The following is a 15,506-nucleotide window of genomic DNA, read 5'->3' as shown; positions in this document are numbered from 1 at the left end:
GGTCAAGCCATCGATGACCTGAACATCACCCGGGTCGACCCGTATAATCAGAATTTCCCACCACCATAAAAGACATGACTAAATTCGTCTTCGTCACCGGCGGTGTGGTGTCTTCCCTGGGCAAGGGAATCGCCTCAGCCTCCCTTGCTGCGATTCTGGAATCGCGCGGCCTCAAAGTCACTCTGATCAAGCTGGATCCCTACATCAACGTAGACCCCGGCACCATGTCGCCGTTTCAGCATGGCGAAGTCTTTGTGACCGACGACGGTGCCGAGACCGACCTCGATCTGGGACACTACGAGCGCTTCATCGAAACCCGCATGAAGCAGTCGAACAACTTCACCACCGGACGCATCTACCAGTCCGTGCTGGAGAAGGAGCGCCGCGGCGACTATCTGGGCAAGACCGTGCAGGTCATCCCCCACATCACCAACGAGATTCAGGAATACGTCAAGCGCGGTGCCGGTATCGGTACCGACGATGCGGTCGATGTCGCGATCTGCGAAATCGGCGGCACGGTCGGCGATATCGAATCGCTGCCGTTTCTCGAAGCCGTTCGCCAGCTCTCGCTCAAGCTCGGCCCGAACAACTCGGCCTTCGTGCATCTGACCTACCTGCCCTATATCGAAGCGGCCGGCGAACTCAAGACCAAGCCGACCCAGCACACCGTGCAGAAGCTGCGCGAGATCGGCATCCAGCCCGACGCGCTGCTGTGCCGCGCGAAGCACGCCGTGCCCGAAGAAGAGCGCGAGAAGATCTCGCTGTTCACCAATGTTCAGGCCTGGGCGTGATCTCGATGTGGGACGTGGACACCATCTACAAGGTGCCGCGCATGTTGCACGAGCAGGGCCTCGACGGCCTCATCTGCGACAAGCTGCGTCTGAACACGCCGCCCGCGAGCCTCAAGCGCTGGGATGATCTGGTGCGCGAAACCGAGCACCCGCAAGGCGAGGTGCAGGTGGCGATGGTCGGCAAGTATGTCGAGCTGTCCGATGCCTACAAGTCGGTGAACGAGGCGTTGCGTGCCGCCGGCATGCAGAGCCACGTGCGGGTGAAGATCACGCACCTCGATTCGGAAACCATCGACGACCGCAATGCCAGCGAAAAGCTCGCCCAGTACGACGCGATTCTGGTGCCCGGCGGCTTCGGCTCGCGCGGCGTGGAAGGCAAGATCGCGACCGCCAAATATGCCCGCGAGAACAAGGTTCCGTACCTTGGCATCTGCCTGGGCATGCAGGTGGCGACCATCGAGTACGCGCGCCATGTGGCGGGACTCGAGGGCGCGAATTCCACCGAGTTCGATCCTCATGCCAGGCACCCCGTGATCGCCCTGATCACCGAGTGGAAGGACGAGGACGGCACCATCAAGAAGCGCGATGAGAACTCCGACCTGGGCGGCACCATGCGCCTGGGCGCGCAATCGTCCGACGTGCAGCACGGCACGCTCGCGCACAGCATCTACGGCGATGTGGTGACCGAACGCCATCGCCATCGCTACGAAGCCAACACGCAATACCTGGACAGGCTGCGCGACGCGGGCCTGGTGATCTCGGCGCTCACGCAGCGCGAGCAACTCACCGAGATCGTCGAGCTGCCGCAAAAGGTGCACCCGTGGTTCATCGGCGTGCAGTTTCACCCGGAATTCAAGTCCACGCCCTGGAGCGGCCACCCGCTGTTCAATGCCTTCGTGAAGGCAGCCATCGTGCATCACCAGGACGCGCGCAAGTAAGCGACCAGGCCGTCAACATCTTCAAGTAGAGAAGGACCCGTCACATCATGAAACTCTGTGGATTCGATGTCGGACTCGACAAACGTTTTTTCCTGATTGCCGGCCCGTGCGTGGTCGAGTCTGAACAATTGCAGATGGATGTGGCTGGGCAGCTCAAGGAGATCACCTCCGCGCTCGGCATCCACTTCATCTTCAAGAGCAGCTACGACAAGGCCAACCGTTCCTCGGGCACCAGCTTTCGCGGCCCGGGCATGGAAAAGGGGCTCGAGATTCTTGCCAAGGTGAAGAAGGAACTGAACGTACCCATCCTCACCGACGTACACACCGAGGCGGAAATTCCCACCGTGGCCAGCATCGTGGACGTGTTGCAGACGCCCGCTTTCCTTTGCCGCCAGACCGACTTCATTCGCGCCGTCGCCCAAAGCGGCAAGCCCGCGAACATCAAGAAGGGGCAGTTTCTCGCGCCGCATGACATGAAGAACGTCATCGACAAGGCACGCGCGGCGGCCAAGGAAGTGGGCCTGCCGGAAGACAGCTTCATGGCCTGCGAACGCGGTGCGAGCTTTGGCTACAACAATCTGGTGAGCGACATGCGCTCGCTGTCCATCATGCGCGAGACCGGCGCGCCCGTGGTCTTTGACGCGACGCACAGCGTGCAATTGCCGGGCGGCAACGGCACGTCAAGCGGCGGCATGCGCGAGATGGTTCCCGTGCTGTCGCGCGCGGCCATCGCTGTGGGCGTGGCTGGGGTCTTCATGGAGACCCATCCCGATCCCTGCAATGCGCTGTCGGACGGCCCGAACGCCGTGCCGCTCAAGCACATGAAGGCGCTGCTTGAAACGCTGGTGGCGCTTGACGATGTCACCAAGCGCAACGGTTTCCTCGAAAACGACTTCAACCCCTGATATTCGGCCGAAGACGTCGAAGCCATCCACCCTACACAACCGAGACGAGATAAAACCATGCCCAGCGGATACGTCATCGCCACCGTTCAGGTCACCAATCCCACGCAGTACGAGGAGTACAAGAAGTGGTCCACCGCCGCCATGCAGGCGCACAACGCCGAGGTCTGCATTCGCGGCGGTCAGGTGGCGGTGATGGAGGGCGACTGGTCGCCCGAGCGCATCGTGCTGCTCAAGTTTGCGAGCTTCGATGCCGCCAAGGCTTTCTACAATTCTCCCGAATACGGCAAGGCCCGCGCGTCGCGCGAAGGTGCCGCGGTCATGCGGCTGATTTGCGTCGAAGGCGTGTAGCCCAGACAGACGACGCGTTGCCCGCGCAGGTGCTGTGCGGGCCGATTTGCCGAGCCACCGATTTTGATTTTTGGATTTAACTTTTAGGATCTCTCATGAGCGCAATCGTTGACATCGTAGGCCGCGAAGTGCTGGACAGCCGCGGCAACCCCACCGTTGAGTGCGACGTACTGCTGGAATCCGGCGTGATGGGTCGCGCGGCCGTGCCGTCGGGCGCGTCCACCGGTTCGCGCGAAGCCATCGAGCTGCGCGACGGCGACAAGAGCCGCTACCTCGGCAAGGGCGTGCTCAAGGCGGTCGAACACATCAACACCGAAATTTCCGAAGCCGTGCTGGGCCTCGATGCATCCGAGCAGGCTTTTCTCGACAAGACCCTGATCGATCTTGATGGCACCGACAACAAGGCTCGCCTTGGCGCGAATGCCATGCTCGCCGTGTCGATGGCCGTGGCCCGCGCCGCTGCCGAGGAATCGGGCCTGCCGCTGTACCGCTATCTTGGCGGCATGGGCGCGACCCAACTGCCCGTTCCGATGATGAACGTGATCAACGGTGGCGCGCATGCCAACAACAGCCTCGATCTGCAGGAGTTCATGATCATTCCCGTGGGCGCTCCTTCGTTCCGCGAAGCCGTGCGCTGGGGTGCCGAGGTGTTTCACGCGCTCAAGAAGATCATTCACGACAAGGGCATGTCCACCGCCGTGGGCGATGAAGGCGGCTTCGCGCCTTCCGTGGAAAACCACGAAGCCGCGATCCAGTTGATCCTGCAAGCCATCGAAAACGCCGGCTACACGGCCGGTGAACAGATCGTTCTGGGCCTTGATTGCGCGGCCAGCGAGTTCTTCAAGGATGGCAAGTACGTGCTCGAAGGCGAAGGCGGCCTGCAACTCACTGTCGAGCAGTGGACCGACATGCTCGCCACCTGGGTCGACAAGTACCCGATCATCTCGATTGAAGACGGCATGGCCGAAGGCGACTGGGACGGCTGGAAGCACCTGACCGAGCGCCTCGGCAGCAAGGTCCAACTGGTGGGCGACGACCTGTTCGTGACCAACACCAAGATTCTGAAGGAAGGCATCGACAAGAAGATCGCCAATTCCATCCTCATCAAGATCAACCAGATCGGCACGCTGACCGAGACCTTCGAAGCCATCGAAATGGCCAAGCGCGCGGGCTACACCGCCGTGATCTCGCACCGCTCGGGCGAAACCGAGGACTCGACCATCGCCGACATCGCCGTGGGCACGAACGCGGGCCAGATCAAGACTGGTTCGCTGAGCCGTTCGGACCGCATGGCCAAATACAACCAGTTGCTGCGCATCGAAGAGGATCTGGGCGACATTGCCTTCTACCCGGGCCGCGCCGCGTTCTACAACCTGCGCTGATCGAGGAGGCCAAGGCCATCATCAACACGTTGTAACAGTGGGTTGAACCATGCGAACACGGCATCCCGCAAGCCCGTTATCCTTTGAGGCGATGGCTTGCCGGTGGCTGCCGTGGTTTTGCTGCAACGCACGGCGTGTACCATTGCCGACAAGGCCTTCTCCGCTGCACCACCCCTGTCCATGAGCACCCGCATCGTTCCGCTGATCCTTCTGCTGCTGCTCTTGCTGGTGCTGACCCAACTGCTGAGCGGTCGTGGCAGCGTCGAGCATGTCTCGAACATGCGCCAGCAGATTGCGGAACAGAAAGCGGCCAACGACAAGGCCCGCACCGAGAACGAACGCCTTTCAGCGGAAGTCTCCGACCTGAAGGATGGCATGGACATGGTCGAGGAAAAGGCGCGCAGCGAACTCGGCATGGTCAAGCCCAACGAAATCTATGTCCACGTTGCACCCAAACGCTGAGGCTTCGTCCGTCAGCACTGCAACGACCTCCTCGCGCGAACCGCAGCGCCATCCCCGCCGGATCCTGCACATTGCCTTCTGGGGCCGGGAGGCCCAGGCGCATGCAGCGGCCTTTGCGCTTCATGCATCGGGCCAGGTCGGCTGGAGCGAGCGACTGCAGGTGAGCGCACATGATCTGCTCGGCCTGACCACCCCGGAGCAGATGCGCGATTGGTTGCGCGCCGAACTCGAGACCGCCCCGACTCGCCCGCACCTGTGCCTGCTCGTTCCCTCTTCGGCGCGCGACGCCATTGCCAGCGAACTGCAACTGCGCAACGCATTGGCCGAAGCCGCAATGGGCTATCAGGTGCTGTATGGCAGCTCGCTTGCAGACTGCGTCGCCAGTGCGGCCAACGCCGTCGCGCTCACTGCAAAGGCCGTGCTGCCCTCGATCGACCGTGCGTGCTTCGTCGTGAGCGACACCGGCAAGCCGCTGCATCCGCGCATGCGCAGCTGGAACTGCGAGAAATGCAGCGATCCTGACTGCGAGCATCGCTTGTTCACCGACCTGCTCGGCGCGCGCTGACAGCGCGCCACAGCGTCACTGGATATTGCGTGGGCCCGGTGGCTGCTTTTCCCGCTCGGTGAACAACTGCGCGGCGTCCACGGCGTCGTAGTGGTATTGCTGGCCGCAGAACTCGCAGCCTACTTCGACCGAGCCGCGCTCGTCGAGCACGCTCTGCACCTCTTCCTCGCCCAGTCCGCGCAGCATGTTGCTCACCCGTTCGCGGCTGCACGAACACGCAAAGCGCGGACCGTCCACGCCCTGCTGGGGCACGAAGCGCAGCAGCTTTTCTTCCCAGAACAGCCGCCGGAGAATGGTGTCCACGTCGAGCGTCAGCAACTCGTCGCGCGTGAGGCTCGCGGCCAGCGTGGAGATGCGGTTGTAGTCTTCGTTCGCATCCATCTGGTCCGCTTCCGGATCGGTGATCGCTTCGGCCTGCAGATTGCCCTCGCCCTTGACCGGCATGCGCTGGATCAGCAGTCCCGCAGCCACCTCATCGTCGGCGGCGAGCACCAGCGTGGTGTCGAGCTGCTCCGAATGCCGCATGTACTGCTGGATCACGTCGCTGAGCTTTTCGAGCTTCTGGCCATGCTCGCCGTTGAGCGGCACGATGCCCTGGTACGGCTGCTGACCCGGCATGCGATTCTGGGGATCGAGCGTGATCGCGCAGCGGCCATTGCCGTTCACGTTGACAAGCGACGACAGGCTGGTCATCTCCTCGGTCACGGTGCCCGGGATCGTGGCCGTGGCGCGCAGGCTCAGGTCGGACTGGATCTCGGCCACCGCGAGTTTCACCGGCCCGTCGCCCTGAATCTGGAAAATCAGCGCGCCGTTGAATTGGATGTTGGACTGCATGAGCACACCGGCGGCGGCCATCTCGCCGAGCAGCTCGCGCACGGCCGGCGTGTAGTTGCCACTCTCGGTGTTGGAGGCCCTGCGGCGCAGGATTTCCTTCCATGCGTCGGTCAGACGCACGATCATGCCGCGCACCGGCAGGCCATCAAAAAGAAACTTGTGAAGTTCGGACACGGAAGAAGTCTTTCTCAACCAATCTTGCGCAGCCCCTTCTTGAAGCGGCGCGCGTTTTCAACGTAATGCTGCGCACTCTTGCGCAACCCCTCGATCTGCTCCGGCGAGAGCTGCTTGACGACCCTGGCAGGGCTGCCGAGGATCATCGAACCGTCGGGAAATTCCTTTCCCTCGGTGACCAGCGAGCCCGCGCCCACCAGGCAGTTTCTGCCGATCTTCGCGCCATTGAGCACGACGGCACCAATGCCGATCAGCGTCTCATCCCCAATCGTGCAACCATGCAGCATGACCTGATGACCTACCGTCACGTGCGCGCCGATCACCAGGGGCGTGCCGTGATCCGCATGCAGCACGCTCGCATCCTGGATGTTGCTGCCCGCGCCAATGGTGATCCTGTCGGTGTCACCGCGAATCACGGCACCGAACCAGACACTCGCGTCCTCGCCCAGCGACACATTGCCCAGAACCTGCGCACTGTCTGCAATCCATGCCGACTCGGGGACGTTCGGCCTGATTCCATCCAATTCATAGACTGCCATGGTGGGTTGTCTCCTTTTGCCGTGGGGGAAAACCTAGAATTGTAGGGATGGAGTTACGCCAACGAGCATTGCAGGTCTTGTGCATCACGGACCCCGAAGAGAAATCCGCTGCCGCGCTGGATATGTATGCGCGGGCGGCCCAATTTTCAATAGACGCGAGCGCAGCGCCTCAGCCACCCGTCGGAGTGGAACTGCCGGGGCACCCCGAAAAGCCCGAGCTGCGCCACCACACAGCGGTGGGCCGCCGCTCGCCCGCCACCATCGAGGGGCGGGCGGTGCTGATGCATGCCATCGCCCACATCGAATTCAATGCGATCAATCTGGCGCTTGATGCCATCTGGCGTTTTCCCGGCATGCCCGATTCCTTCTACCTCGACTGGTTGCGGGTGGCCGGTGAAGAGGCCAGGCATTTTCGTCTGCTGCGCGATCATTTGCGCACCATGGGTCATGACTACGGCGACTTTCCCGCGCATCAGGGCCTGTGGACCATGTGCCAGAAGACCTCGGGTGATGTCGTGGCGCGCATGGCGCTCGTGCCGCGAACGCTCGAAGCACGTGGGCTGGACGCAACGCCACTGATACAGAAAAAGCTGCGCCAGATAGGAACGCCCGACGCCGTGGCGGCCGTCGCCATTCTAGACATCATCCTCGAAGAGGAAATCGGCCACGTCGCCATCGGCAACCATTGGTATCGTTGGTTATGCCAGCGTAAAGAGATCGAGCCGCACGCACATTTCATCGCCTTGACGGCGCAATACGAAGCGCCACGTCCCAAGCCTCCATTGAACATGGCCGCACGTCTGCTCGCCGGGTTCACGGAAGAGGAATTGCTATGGCTAAATCCGTAGTTGCGCATTGACGGTCATCAATCACGCAAGAGTTGTTGATAAATATCGCCAAAACAATTGCCGCGTTATCAGCGACAATCAAATCAATCGTCATTAAAAGACAGCGTTGATTTAGCAATAGATTGCTTCACCTGGGTGACTACCATTCATTCGCCAAAGTGGTCGGCATCTGATTTTTCAGTATGTATACAGCTCCACCGTCTCTGCCAAATGCTTTTCAAAGCAGACAATCAACTGGCGCTTTGATCGCCCGTCAGGCTATTGTCAATTCAGAGGGTCGAGTTATCGGTCACGAGCTTTTCAATCGTTCTCGCAATCACGCAGCACACACGGCCGCGAGCGACATGATGCTGGCGCTCACTGCCTTGTCACATGCCGGTGTAGACGAACTATTGGGAGACCGGCTGATCTTCGTGAACTGCACGCATGAGAGTCTGGTCGAAGGGCATCTGTCCCTGCTCAACCCGGACAAGGTGATTCTCGAAGTTCCGCCACTAGGCCACACGGCGGCCGAAGAAGTCCGCACCCGCCTGCCCACGCTACAGACGCTGCGCCAGCGCGGTTTCCGGTTGGCTTTCAGCCATACGGTGCTCGAATCGGCCTATGCTGCCTGGCTGCCGCTGGCCGACTTCATCAAGCTCGATCTCTCGGTGCTTCCCGCCGATCAGGTCACCGTGCTGGCCAAATACGCCGCACGCCAGACACGCGCGCAACTCATCGCCGAGAAGATCGAAACGGCGGCGCAGCTTGAGCTGCTGAGCAGTCTCGGGGTGAAGCTGTTTCAGGGCTATTGGCTGTCGCGCCCGCAACTGGTCGAGGCCCGACTGCTGTTTCCCACCGCAGCGAATGTGGCGCACCTCATGCAGTTGCTGCGCGGTCAGGGGAGCACGCAGGAAATCGAGGCCTTGATCAAGCGCGATGCGGTGCTGAGTTTCAATCTGCTGCGTCTGGCGGTCACCTCGGGCGTCACGCCCGACGAAGGCTTCCAGTCGATCGAGCACGTGATCCGCCTGCTCGGCAACCATCGCCTGAGCTGCTGGGCCGGACTGCTGCAAAACTTCCGCGTGACCTCCGAAACAACGCCGCCTGCGGCGCGCAACGCCGTGCGCTATGGGCGCTTCATGGAACTGATCGCCAAGACGCAGCAATTGCCGCCGTCGGTGAGCGACCATGCATTCCTCGTGGGCGCGATCTCGCAGCTTCAGGAACTGCTGGACATTCCGCTCGACGCCATCGTCGATCTGCTGCACATGCCGCAAAGCGTGCGCGATGCCGTGTTGCAGCAAACCGGCTATCTGGGCGCCCTGCTGGCACTCGCCCAGGCATCCGAACTTGGCGAGATCGCCGATTTGCAGCAATCGGCGTCGGGTCTGCGCGTCTCTCAAAAGCAGTTGAACGAGGCCCGCACGCAGGCCGAGGACTGGGCCGAGATCGCCTGAAGCGCAGCACGGGCCGCTTCGGCATGGGTATGTCCGCCTATCCGCGCGGATGGTGCTGTGAATGCAGCGTCTTGAGTCGCTCGCGCGCCACGTGGGTGTAGATCGTCGTCGTCGAAATATCGGCGTGACCCAGCAGTAGCTGCACCACGCGCAGGTCCGCGCCGTGGTTGAGCAGATGCGTCGCAAACGCGTGCCGCAAGGTATGCGGCGAGAGCGGCGAGGTGATGCCCGCCAACTGCGCGTATTTCTTGACGATCACCCAGAACATCACGCGGGTCATGCCCGCGCCGCGCTGGGTGACGAACAGATCATCGGTCTGTTGTCCCGCGAGGATCACGCCGCGACTGTCCGCGAGATAGCGCTCAAGCCAGCGCATGGCCTCGTCGCCGAACGGAACGAGCCGCTCCTTGCCGCCCTTGCCCATGATGCGCAGCACGCCCTCGCGCAGTCCGAGGTGGAAGGTTTTGAGGCTGACCAGTTCGCTCACGCGCAGGCCGCTCGCGTACATCAACTCCAGCATCGTTCGATCGCGCAGGCCGAGCATCGAATCGACATCAGGCGCATGCAGCAAGGCCTCCACCTGCTGCTGCGACAGTGTCTTGGGCACACGCAGCGCCTGCTTGGCCGCCTGCATGCGCACCGTGGGATCGCTGCCGATGCGCCGCTCACGCAGTGCCCAGTGAAAGTAGCGCCTGAGCACCGTGAGTCGCCGGTTGGCCGAGGTCGCCCGTGTCTCGGCATGCCGCGCGGCGAAGTAGTTCTGCAGATCATTTTCCTGCGCCCGATTCAGTTCGACCGCAGGGGTCCGCGTGATCAGCCAGTCGGCAAACGCGGTGAGATCGCGGCGATAGGCATCGAGCGTGTTGCGGGCGAGGCCGTCCTCCAGCAGGAGGGCGTCCAGGAATTCATCAATCGCGGTCTGGCTTTCCGACATGCAACGAACATAGCACGTAAAAACGCCACCTGCGGCGAGGTGGCGTCGGGGTTTTCAGGGTGCGCAAGCGGCGCTCAATCGAGCGTCAGTTTCTGCTTTTTCACCACATCCTTGTAGATGTCGAACTCGGCCTTGATCTGCTGCGCGAACTGATCGGGCGTGTTCGCGACGACGATCGAGCCCGTGTCCTCGATGCGCTTGCGCACGGCCGGGTCTTCGAGCGCCTTGCGGGTTGCATCGTTGAGCTTGTCCACCACGTCCTTGGGCATGCCCTTGGGGCCGAGCAGGCCGTAATACGCGAGACGATTCACCGGCTCGAGACCGACTTCCTTGAAGGTCGGAACATTGGGCAGCTCCTTCAGGCGCTGGGGAGCGGACACCACGATGGGCACCAGCTTGCCGGCCTTGATGAACGGCAGCGCCGACGGCAGGTTGTCGAAAATGATCGGCACCTGCCCGGCCACCACGTCGTTGAGCGCAGGGCCGGCGCCGCGATACGGAATGTGCGTCACGAACGTGCCGGTCAGGCTCTTGTACAGCTCCATCAGCATGTGACCGATACCGCCGGTGCCCGAAGAACCGTAGGAATACTTGCCGGGATTCTTCTTGATCTCGGCGATGAAGCCTGCGTAGTCCTTGGCGGGGAAGCCCGGATTCACCGCAATGATGTTGGGCGTCGCGGCGATGTTGATGATCGGCGTGAAGTCGGTGATCGGGTTGTACGGCGTCTTGGTGTTGATCGCCGGATTGGCCGCCGTCGTGGAGACGGTCGCCACGCCCAGCGAGTAGCCATCGGGCGTCGAGCGCGCGGTCTCGGTCGCGCCGATCAGGCCGCCGCCGCCGCCCTTGTTGTCCACCACGACCGCTTGCCCCAGTATCTTGCCGAGCGGATCCGAGATCACGCGGGCAACGATGTCGGTCGTTCCTCCCGGTGCGAACGGAACGACCAGCTTGATGGGTTTGCTGGGATATCCGTCTGCGAATGATGTGCCGGCGGCCATTGTCAAAGCCAGGGCCATCAAGTGTCGGCGTTGCATATACGTAACTCCTCACATTCGAAACATTGATTTGAGAAGCGATACTAATCGCAGCAACGCCCGCGAAGGCTTGTTTTTTCGCCACGAACCCTCGGGATTTCCCCCAAATTTCTATCGCGGAATGTCAAGCAATTGATAGCGCTCAAGGCATACGGCTATGCTGCATGCCGTGAACTACGCTCAACTGCTACTGCCGGATTTTTCGCTGATCCTTCTCGGGTATCTGATCTGCCGCTACACGCTGCTCAATCGCCCGGTATGGCAGTCCGTGGAGTTGCTGGTCTACTACCTGCTGTTTCCCACACTGCTGTTTCAGTCGATCCTCAAGAGTCCCATCCAGATCCACGAAGCGTCGAGCCTGATCGGCGCCACCGTGTTGATGGGCGCATTGGCGATTGCGATGTCGTACTGCCTGCCGCTGTTGCCGGTGGTCGGCAAGCGCATCAACCGGCGCGATCACGCGGCCAGCGCACAGGTCGGGTTTCGTTTCAACTCCTACATCATGCTGGCGCTGTCCGAGCGACTCATCGGCACGCAGGGCCTGTTGATGATGGCGGTGGTGATCGGCATCTGCGTGCCGCTGTTCAATATTGCGGCGGTCTGGCCGATGTCGCGCGGATCGAATCGCGGCTTCATCGGCGAGCTGGTGCGCAATCCGCTCATCGTGGCCACCGTCGTGGGACTCGCCTGCAACTTCATGGGGTTGAGCATCCCGAAGCTGGTCGAACCGATCTTCACGCGCATCGGTTCGGCGTCGCTGGCGCTCGGCCTGATGGCTGCCGGCGCGGGTTTGCAGTTTGGCGAACTCCAGCGCAACAAGGTACTGACGGTGTCACTGCTGTCCATTCGCCACCTGATTCTGCCGCTCTTGGCCTTCGGCCTCGCCCGGGCGTTCCGGCTCGATCCGGCCCAGACCACCGTGCTGATCCTGTTTTCCGCCTCGCCGACCGCGCCCTCGGCCTTCGTGCTCGCGGCGCGCATGGGCTTCAACGGCCCCTACGTCGCGGGATTGGTGACGCTGTCGACGATGCTTGGCGTGCTGAGCCTGCCGTTTGCGCTCGGCCTGCTGCAGTGATCCGGGCGATCAGGCCGCTGCCGTACGCGCCAGCGCCCAGGCCACATGCTCGCGCACGATGGCGCTGTCGTGCGCTGCGCGTGTGAGCAGCGCGGCGCGAATCTGCGGATCGTCGCGCCGATGCAAGGCATTGCCCAGGGCGACCGCGATGTTGCGCAACCAGCGTTCGTGACCGATGCGCCGAATCGGACTGCCTTCGGTGTAGCGCAGAAATTCGGCCTCGTTCCACGAAAAAAGATGAACCAGTGAATTGCCTTCGAGCATCGGGCGCACGTCGAAATCCGGCAACTCGCTGCGTTGCGCGAACTTGTTCCAGGGGCAGGTAAGCTGGCAGTCGTCGCACCCGTAAATGCGGTTGGCGAGCAGCGGCCGCAACGCCTCGGGGATCGAGCCGGCGTGCTCGATGGTCAGGTAGGAAATGCAGCGCCGCGCGTCCACCATGCGCTCACCGACGATGGCCTGCGTCGGGCAGACATCCATGCAGGCGGTGCAAGTGCCGCAGTGCGGCGTCGTCGGCGCGGTGGGCTCGAGCGCGAGATCGACATAGATCTCGCCGAGAAAGAACATCGACCCGGCCTCGCGATTGAGCACCAGCGTGTGCTTGCCCCGCCAGCCCTGCCCGCTGCGGCTCGCGAGTTCGCATTCGAGCACCGGCGCGGAATCGGTGAACACGCGATGCCCGAGCGGGCCGACCGCCTCTGCAATCCGGTCCGAGAGTTTTTGAAGCCGCGCGCGCAGTACCTTGTGGTAGTCCCGTCCACGCGCATACATCGACACGATGGCCTCTTCGGGACGCCGAAGCCGCTCGAATTCAATCGCCTGCCAGCCATCGGGAACGCTTTTGGGCAGGTAGTCCATGCGCGCCGTGATCACGCTGACCGTGCCGGGAACCAGTTCCGCCGGTCGCGCACGCTTGAGTCCGTGTACCTGCATGTAATGCATGTCACCATGAAATCCGTTCGCAAGCCATTCGAGCAAACCGTGTTCAGAAGACGACAAATCCACGCCTGCCACGCCAATTTGGGAAAATCCCAGTTCGCGAGCCCAGAGCTGAATTTGAGGAACGAGTTGACTGCTGCACCACATCACCCGCAAATTGTAGAAACAAGCGCATCCACGCCTGCGGAAAATAGCCCGCACGCCGCGTTGGCGCGCACGCAATCGCATTGGGCCAGCGAGTCCGAGACCGAGGCATTCGCGCGTCAAGTGGCGGCCCGCCCCGAGTTGCGCAACGCCTTCATCACGCTGCACGGCGATCTCGGTGCGGGAAAGACAAGCTTTGTGCGGCATCTTTTGCGCGCTTTGGGAGTAACAGGTCGTATCAAAAGTCCCACCTATGCCGTGGTCGAACCGCATGAGGCGAACAGCCTGAACATCTGGCATTTCGACTTCTACCGCTTCAACGATCCGCGTGAATGGGAGGATGCGGGCTTTCGCGATATCTTTGCGAGCGACGGTCTCAAGCTCGCCGAATGGCCTGAAAAAGCCGGCTCGCTAATCCCGACAGCCGATATAGCTATTTACATTGAAGCGTTGGACGATCAGAAACGACGCGTTACGCTCGAGGCTCGAACAGTTTCGGGCAGAAATCTGCTCCAGGGTTTGAACATATGAAGAAGCCGAGACTCACACTCGCATGACACCACCGCTCAGTGCCACACATAAAGGACCTCTCGTGAATGACGAGTCGCCCACCGACAAGGCCTCTTCTGCATCCCGCCGGACATTGCTCAAGGCAGGGACCGTCGTGCTGCTGCTTGGCGCACAACAGATCGCGCGCGGCGCGTCGATCGTGGCAGTGCGCGTCTGGCCCGCTCAGGACTATTCACGCGTCACCATCGAATCCGACACCAAGCTCGTCACCAAACACACCTTCGTCGAGACGCCGCCACGGCTGGCCGTGGACATCGAGGGCATCGACCTGAATCCGCAGCTCAGGGAACTGGTGGCCAAGGTGCGTGCCGATGACCCGAACATCGCCGGAATTCGCGTGGGCCAGAATGCGCCCGGCGTGGTGCGCATGGTCATGGATCTCAAACATGCGGCGCGTCCCCAGGTGTTCACGCTCTCGCCCGTGGCTGCGTACAAGCATCGATTGGTGTTTGACCTCTATCCCGCACAGGAGCGCGATCCACTCGAAGAATTGATCGCCGAGCGTTTGAACGATCCCAAGGCCACTGTTGCTCAGGCCCCGGCGCCGATCAACAAGCCGGCCGACACGCCGCCGGTCGATCCGCTCGGTGACCTGATCGCGCAGCGCAACGAAAAGCCGCTGCAGGATCGCCCGGTCGTGGCGGTTGCACCCCGCCGCCCGCTCCGCTGCCCCTGCCGATACCCGTGCCAGCGGCCCCGCCTCCCGCCCCGGCCGTGGTTGCCGCCGCGCCGCCACCGCCCGCGCCTCCCCGCCCCGCGCGCCTGCGCCAGTCAGGGCACCGACCGCGCCGCGCGCTACCGACCGCCTGATCATTGTTGCGCTCGATCCCGGCCACGGCGGCGAAGACCCCGGGGCCATCGGCCCGAATGGCACGCGCGAGAAAGACGTGGTGCTGCGCATCGCTCACCTGCTGCGCGACCGCATCAACGCGACCGTCATCGGCGGCAATCCGATGCGCGCCTTTCTGACGCGTGACGCGGATTTTTTCGTTCCACTCGGCACGCGCGTGGAAAAGGCCCGTCGCGTGCAGGCCGACCTGTTCGTGAGCATCCACGCCGATGCGTTCACCACGCCCGCGGCCAAGGGCGCAAGCGTGTTTGCGCTGAGCGAACGCGGCGCTTCGAGTTCCGCCGCGCGCTGGCTCGCCAACAAGGAAAACGAGTCCGATTTGATCGGCGGAATGAACGTGACCTCGCAGGACCAGCATGTGCAGAAAGCCTTGCTCGACATGAGTACCACCGCGCAGATCAACGACAGCCTGAAGCTCGGCTCCGTGTTGCTCGGCGAGATCGGCGGCTTCGCCAAGCTGCACAAGCCGCGCGTGGAGCAGGCCGGGTTCGCCGTGCTCAAGGCACCGGACATTCCCAGCGTGCTCGTGGAGACGGCCTTCATCAGCAATCCGGATGAAGAGGCCAAGCTGCGCTCCTCGGCCTACCAGAACCAGCTCGCCGAGGCACTCATGCGTGGCATCACGCGCTACTTCGCGAAGAACCCACCGCTCGCGCGCAGCCGCTCCGTGTAAAGAAACCCGGCATGCCGGTCACCACCGGTATCCGGGTAGCAGTCCTACAGGATCGACAC

General features: G+C 62.3%; 14 protein-coding genes and 2 pseudogenes. 11 read left to right on the top strand and 5 right to left on the bottom strand.

What is annotated here, in order from left to right; genetic code table 11:
- Window positions 1-74: 74 nt before the first annotated feature.
- From H9K75_RS18790 to H9K75_RS18765, 6 genes and pseudogenes are all read left to right on the top strand, one after another.
- Window positions 75-1,729, top strand: a pseudogene (locus H9K75_RS18790) (CTP synthase).
- A 47-nt stretch (window positions 1,730-1,776) separates the two neighbouring features.
- Window positions 1,777-2,634, top strand: coding sequence for a 3-deoxy-8-phosphooctulonate synthase (gene kdsA / locus H9K75_RS18785; protein ID WP_187723767.1), 858 nt, complete (start codon window positions 1,777-1,779; stop codon window positions 2,632-2,634).
- Window positions 2,635-2,691: 57 nt separating this feature from the next.
- The gene (locus H9K75_RS18780; RefSeq protein WP_187723766.1) at window positions 2,692-2,982 is read left to right on the top strand and encodes a DUF1330 domain-containing protein; all 291 of its coding nucleotides are present in this window, start codon (window positions 2,692-2,694) and stop codon (window positions 2,980-2,982) included.
- Between the two features lie 95 nt (window positions 2,983-3,077).
- Entirely contained in the window at window positions 3,078-4,364 is a 1,287-nt protein-coding gene (gene eno / locus H9K75_RS18775) for a phosphopyruvate hydratase (RefSeq protein WP_187723765.1), read from the top strand.
- 180 nt (window positions 4,365-4,544) lie between these two features.
- Complete coding sequence (locus H9K75_RS18770; RefSeq protein WP_187726107.1) at window positions 4,545-4,826, top strand: FtsB family cell division protein; 282 nt, start codon at window positions 4,545-4,547, stop codon at window positions 4,824-4,826.
- Window positions 4,801-5,391, top strand: coding sequence for a hypothetical protein (locus H9K75_RS18765; RefSeq protein ID WP_187723764.1), 591 nt, complete (start codon window positions 4,801-4,803; stop codon window positions 5,389-5,391). Before H9K75_RS18770 ends, H9K75_RS18765 begins: the two co-directional genes overlap by 26 nt.
- Window positions 5,392-5,406: 15 nt before the next feature.
- On the opposite strand, the gene hslO is transcribed toward H9K75_RS18765, so the two are convergent.
- On the bottom strand, window positions 5,407-6,399 hold the full coding sequence (gene hslO / locus H9K75_RS18760) for an Hsp33 family molecular chaperone HslO (protein ID WP_187723763.1): 993 nt from the start codon (window positions 6,397-6,399) through the stop codon (window positions 5,407-5,409).
- A gap of 14 nt (window positions 6,400-6,413) precedes the next feature.
- Window positions 6,414-6,938 carry a gamma carbonic anhydrase family protein gene (locus H9K75_RS18755; protein ID WP_187723762.1) on the bottom strand — a complete coding sequence of 175 codons (525 nt, stop codon included), beginning with the start codon at window positions 6,936-6,938 and terminating at the stop codon, window positions 6,414-6,416.
- Between the two features lie 47 nt (window positions 6,939-6,985).
- Here H9K75_RS18755 and H9K75_RS18750 point away from each other — a divergent pair, with 47 nt between their 5' ends.
- Both H9K75_RS18750 and H9K75_RS18745 read left to right on the top strand, forming a co-directional pair.
- Window positions 6,986-7,786, top strand: coding sequence for a ferritin-like domain-containing protein (locus tag H9K75_RS18750; protein ID WP_187723761.1), 801 nt, complete (start codon window positions 6,986-6,988; stop codon window positions 7,784-7,786).
- Between the two features lie 347 nt (window positions 7,787-8,133).
- Window positions 8,134-9,225 carry an EAL and HDOD domain-containing protein gene (locus H9K75_RS18745; protein ID WP_319016841.1) on the top strand — a complete coding sequence of 364 codons (1,092 nt, stop codon included), beginning with the start codon at window positions 8,134-8,136 and terminating at the stop codon, window positions 9,223-9,225.
- Between the two features lie 37 nt (window positions 9,226-9,262).
- Here H9K75_RS18745 and xerD read toward each other — a convergent pair whose 3' ends face one another.
- Together xerD and H9K75_RS18735 are read right to left on the bottom strand one after the other, a co-directional pair.
- The gene (gene xerD / locus H9K75_RS18740) at window positions 9,263-10,159 is read right to left on the bottom strand and encodes a site-specific tyrosine recombinase XerD (protein ID WP_187723759.1); all 897 of its coding nucleotides are present in this window, start codon (window positions 10,157-10,159) and stop codon (window positions 9,263-9,265) included.
- 74 nt (window positions 10,160-10,233) lie between these two features.
- Complete coding sequence (locus H9K75_RS18735; protein WP_187723758.1) at window positions 10,234-11,196, bottom strand: tripartite tricarboxylate transporter substrate binding protein BugE; 963 nt, start codon at window positions 11,194-11,196, stop codon at window positions 10,234-10,236.
- A 157-nt stretch (window positions 11,197-11,353) separates the two neighbouring features.
- On the opposite strand from H9K75_RS18735, the gene H9K75_RS18730 reads away from it, so the two are divergent.
- Window positions 11,354-12,271 carry an AEC family transporter gene (locus H9K75_RS18730; protein ID WP_187723757.1) on the top strand — a complete coding sequence of 306 codons (918 nt, stop codon included), beginning with the start codon at window positions 11,354-11,356 and terminating at the stop codon, window positions 12,269-12,271.
- A gap of 9 nt (window positions 12,272-12,280) precedes the next feature.
- Here the strand turns inward: H9K75_RS18730 and queG are convergent, their stop codons facing one another.
- Window positions 12,281-13,357: a tRNA epoxyqueuosine(34) reductase QueG gene (gene queG, locus H9K75_RS18725; protein ID WP_226858310.1), complete on the bottom strand. Its 1,077-nt coding sequence runs from the start codon at window positions 13,355-13,357 to the stop codon at window positions 12,281-12,283.
- Between queG and tsaE the strand changes: the two genes are divergently transcribed.
- Window positions 13,340-13,885, top strand: a complete 546-nt coding sequence (tsaE, locus tag H9K75_RS18720) for a tRNA (adenosine(37)-N6)-threonylcarbamoyltransferase complex ATPase subunit type 1 TsaE (protein WP_226858309.1) — start codon at window positions 13,340-13,342, stop codon at window positions 13,883-13,885. The genes queG and tsaE overlap by 18 nt on opposite strands.
- A gap of 22 nt (window positions 13,886-13,907) precedes the next feature.
- A pseudogene (locus H9K75_RS18715) lies at window positions 13,908-15,447 on the top strand (N-acetylmuramoyl-L-alanine amidase).
- Window positions 15,448-15,506 lie beyond the last annotated feature (59 nt).

Source organism: Diaphorobacter aerolatus (assembly GCF_014489535.1).
In the GTDB taxonomy this organism is placed as follows: Bacteria; Pseudomonadota; Gammaproteobacteria; order Burkholderiales; family Burkholderiaceae_C; genus Diaphorobacter_A; species Diaphorobacter_A aerolatus.
The sequence above is the reverse complement of the archived record's forward strand: the minus strand, read 5'-3'. Positions and strand labels throughout refer to the sequence as shown.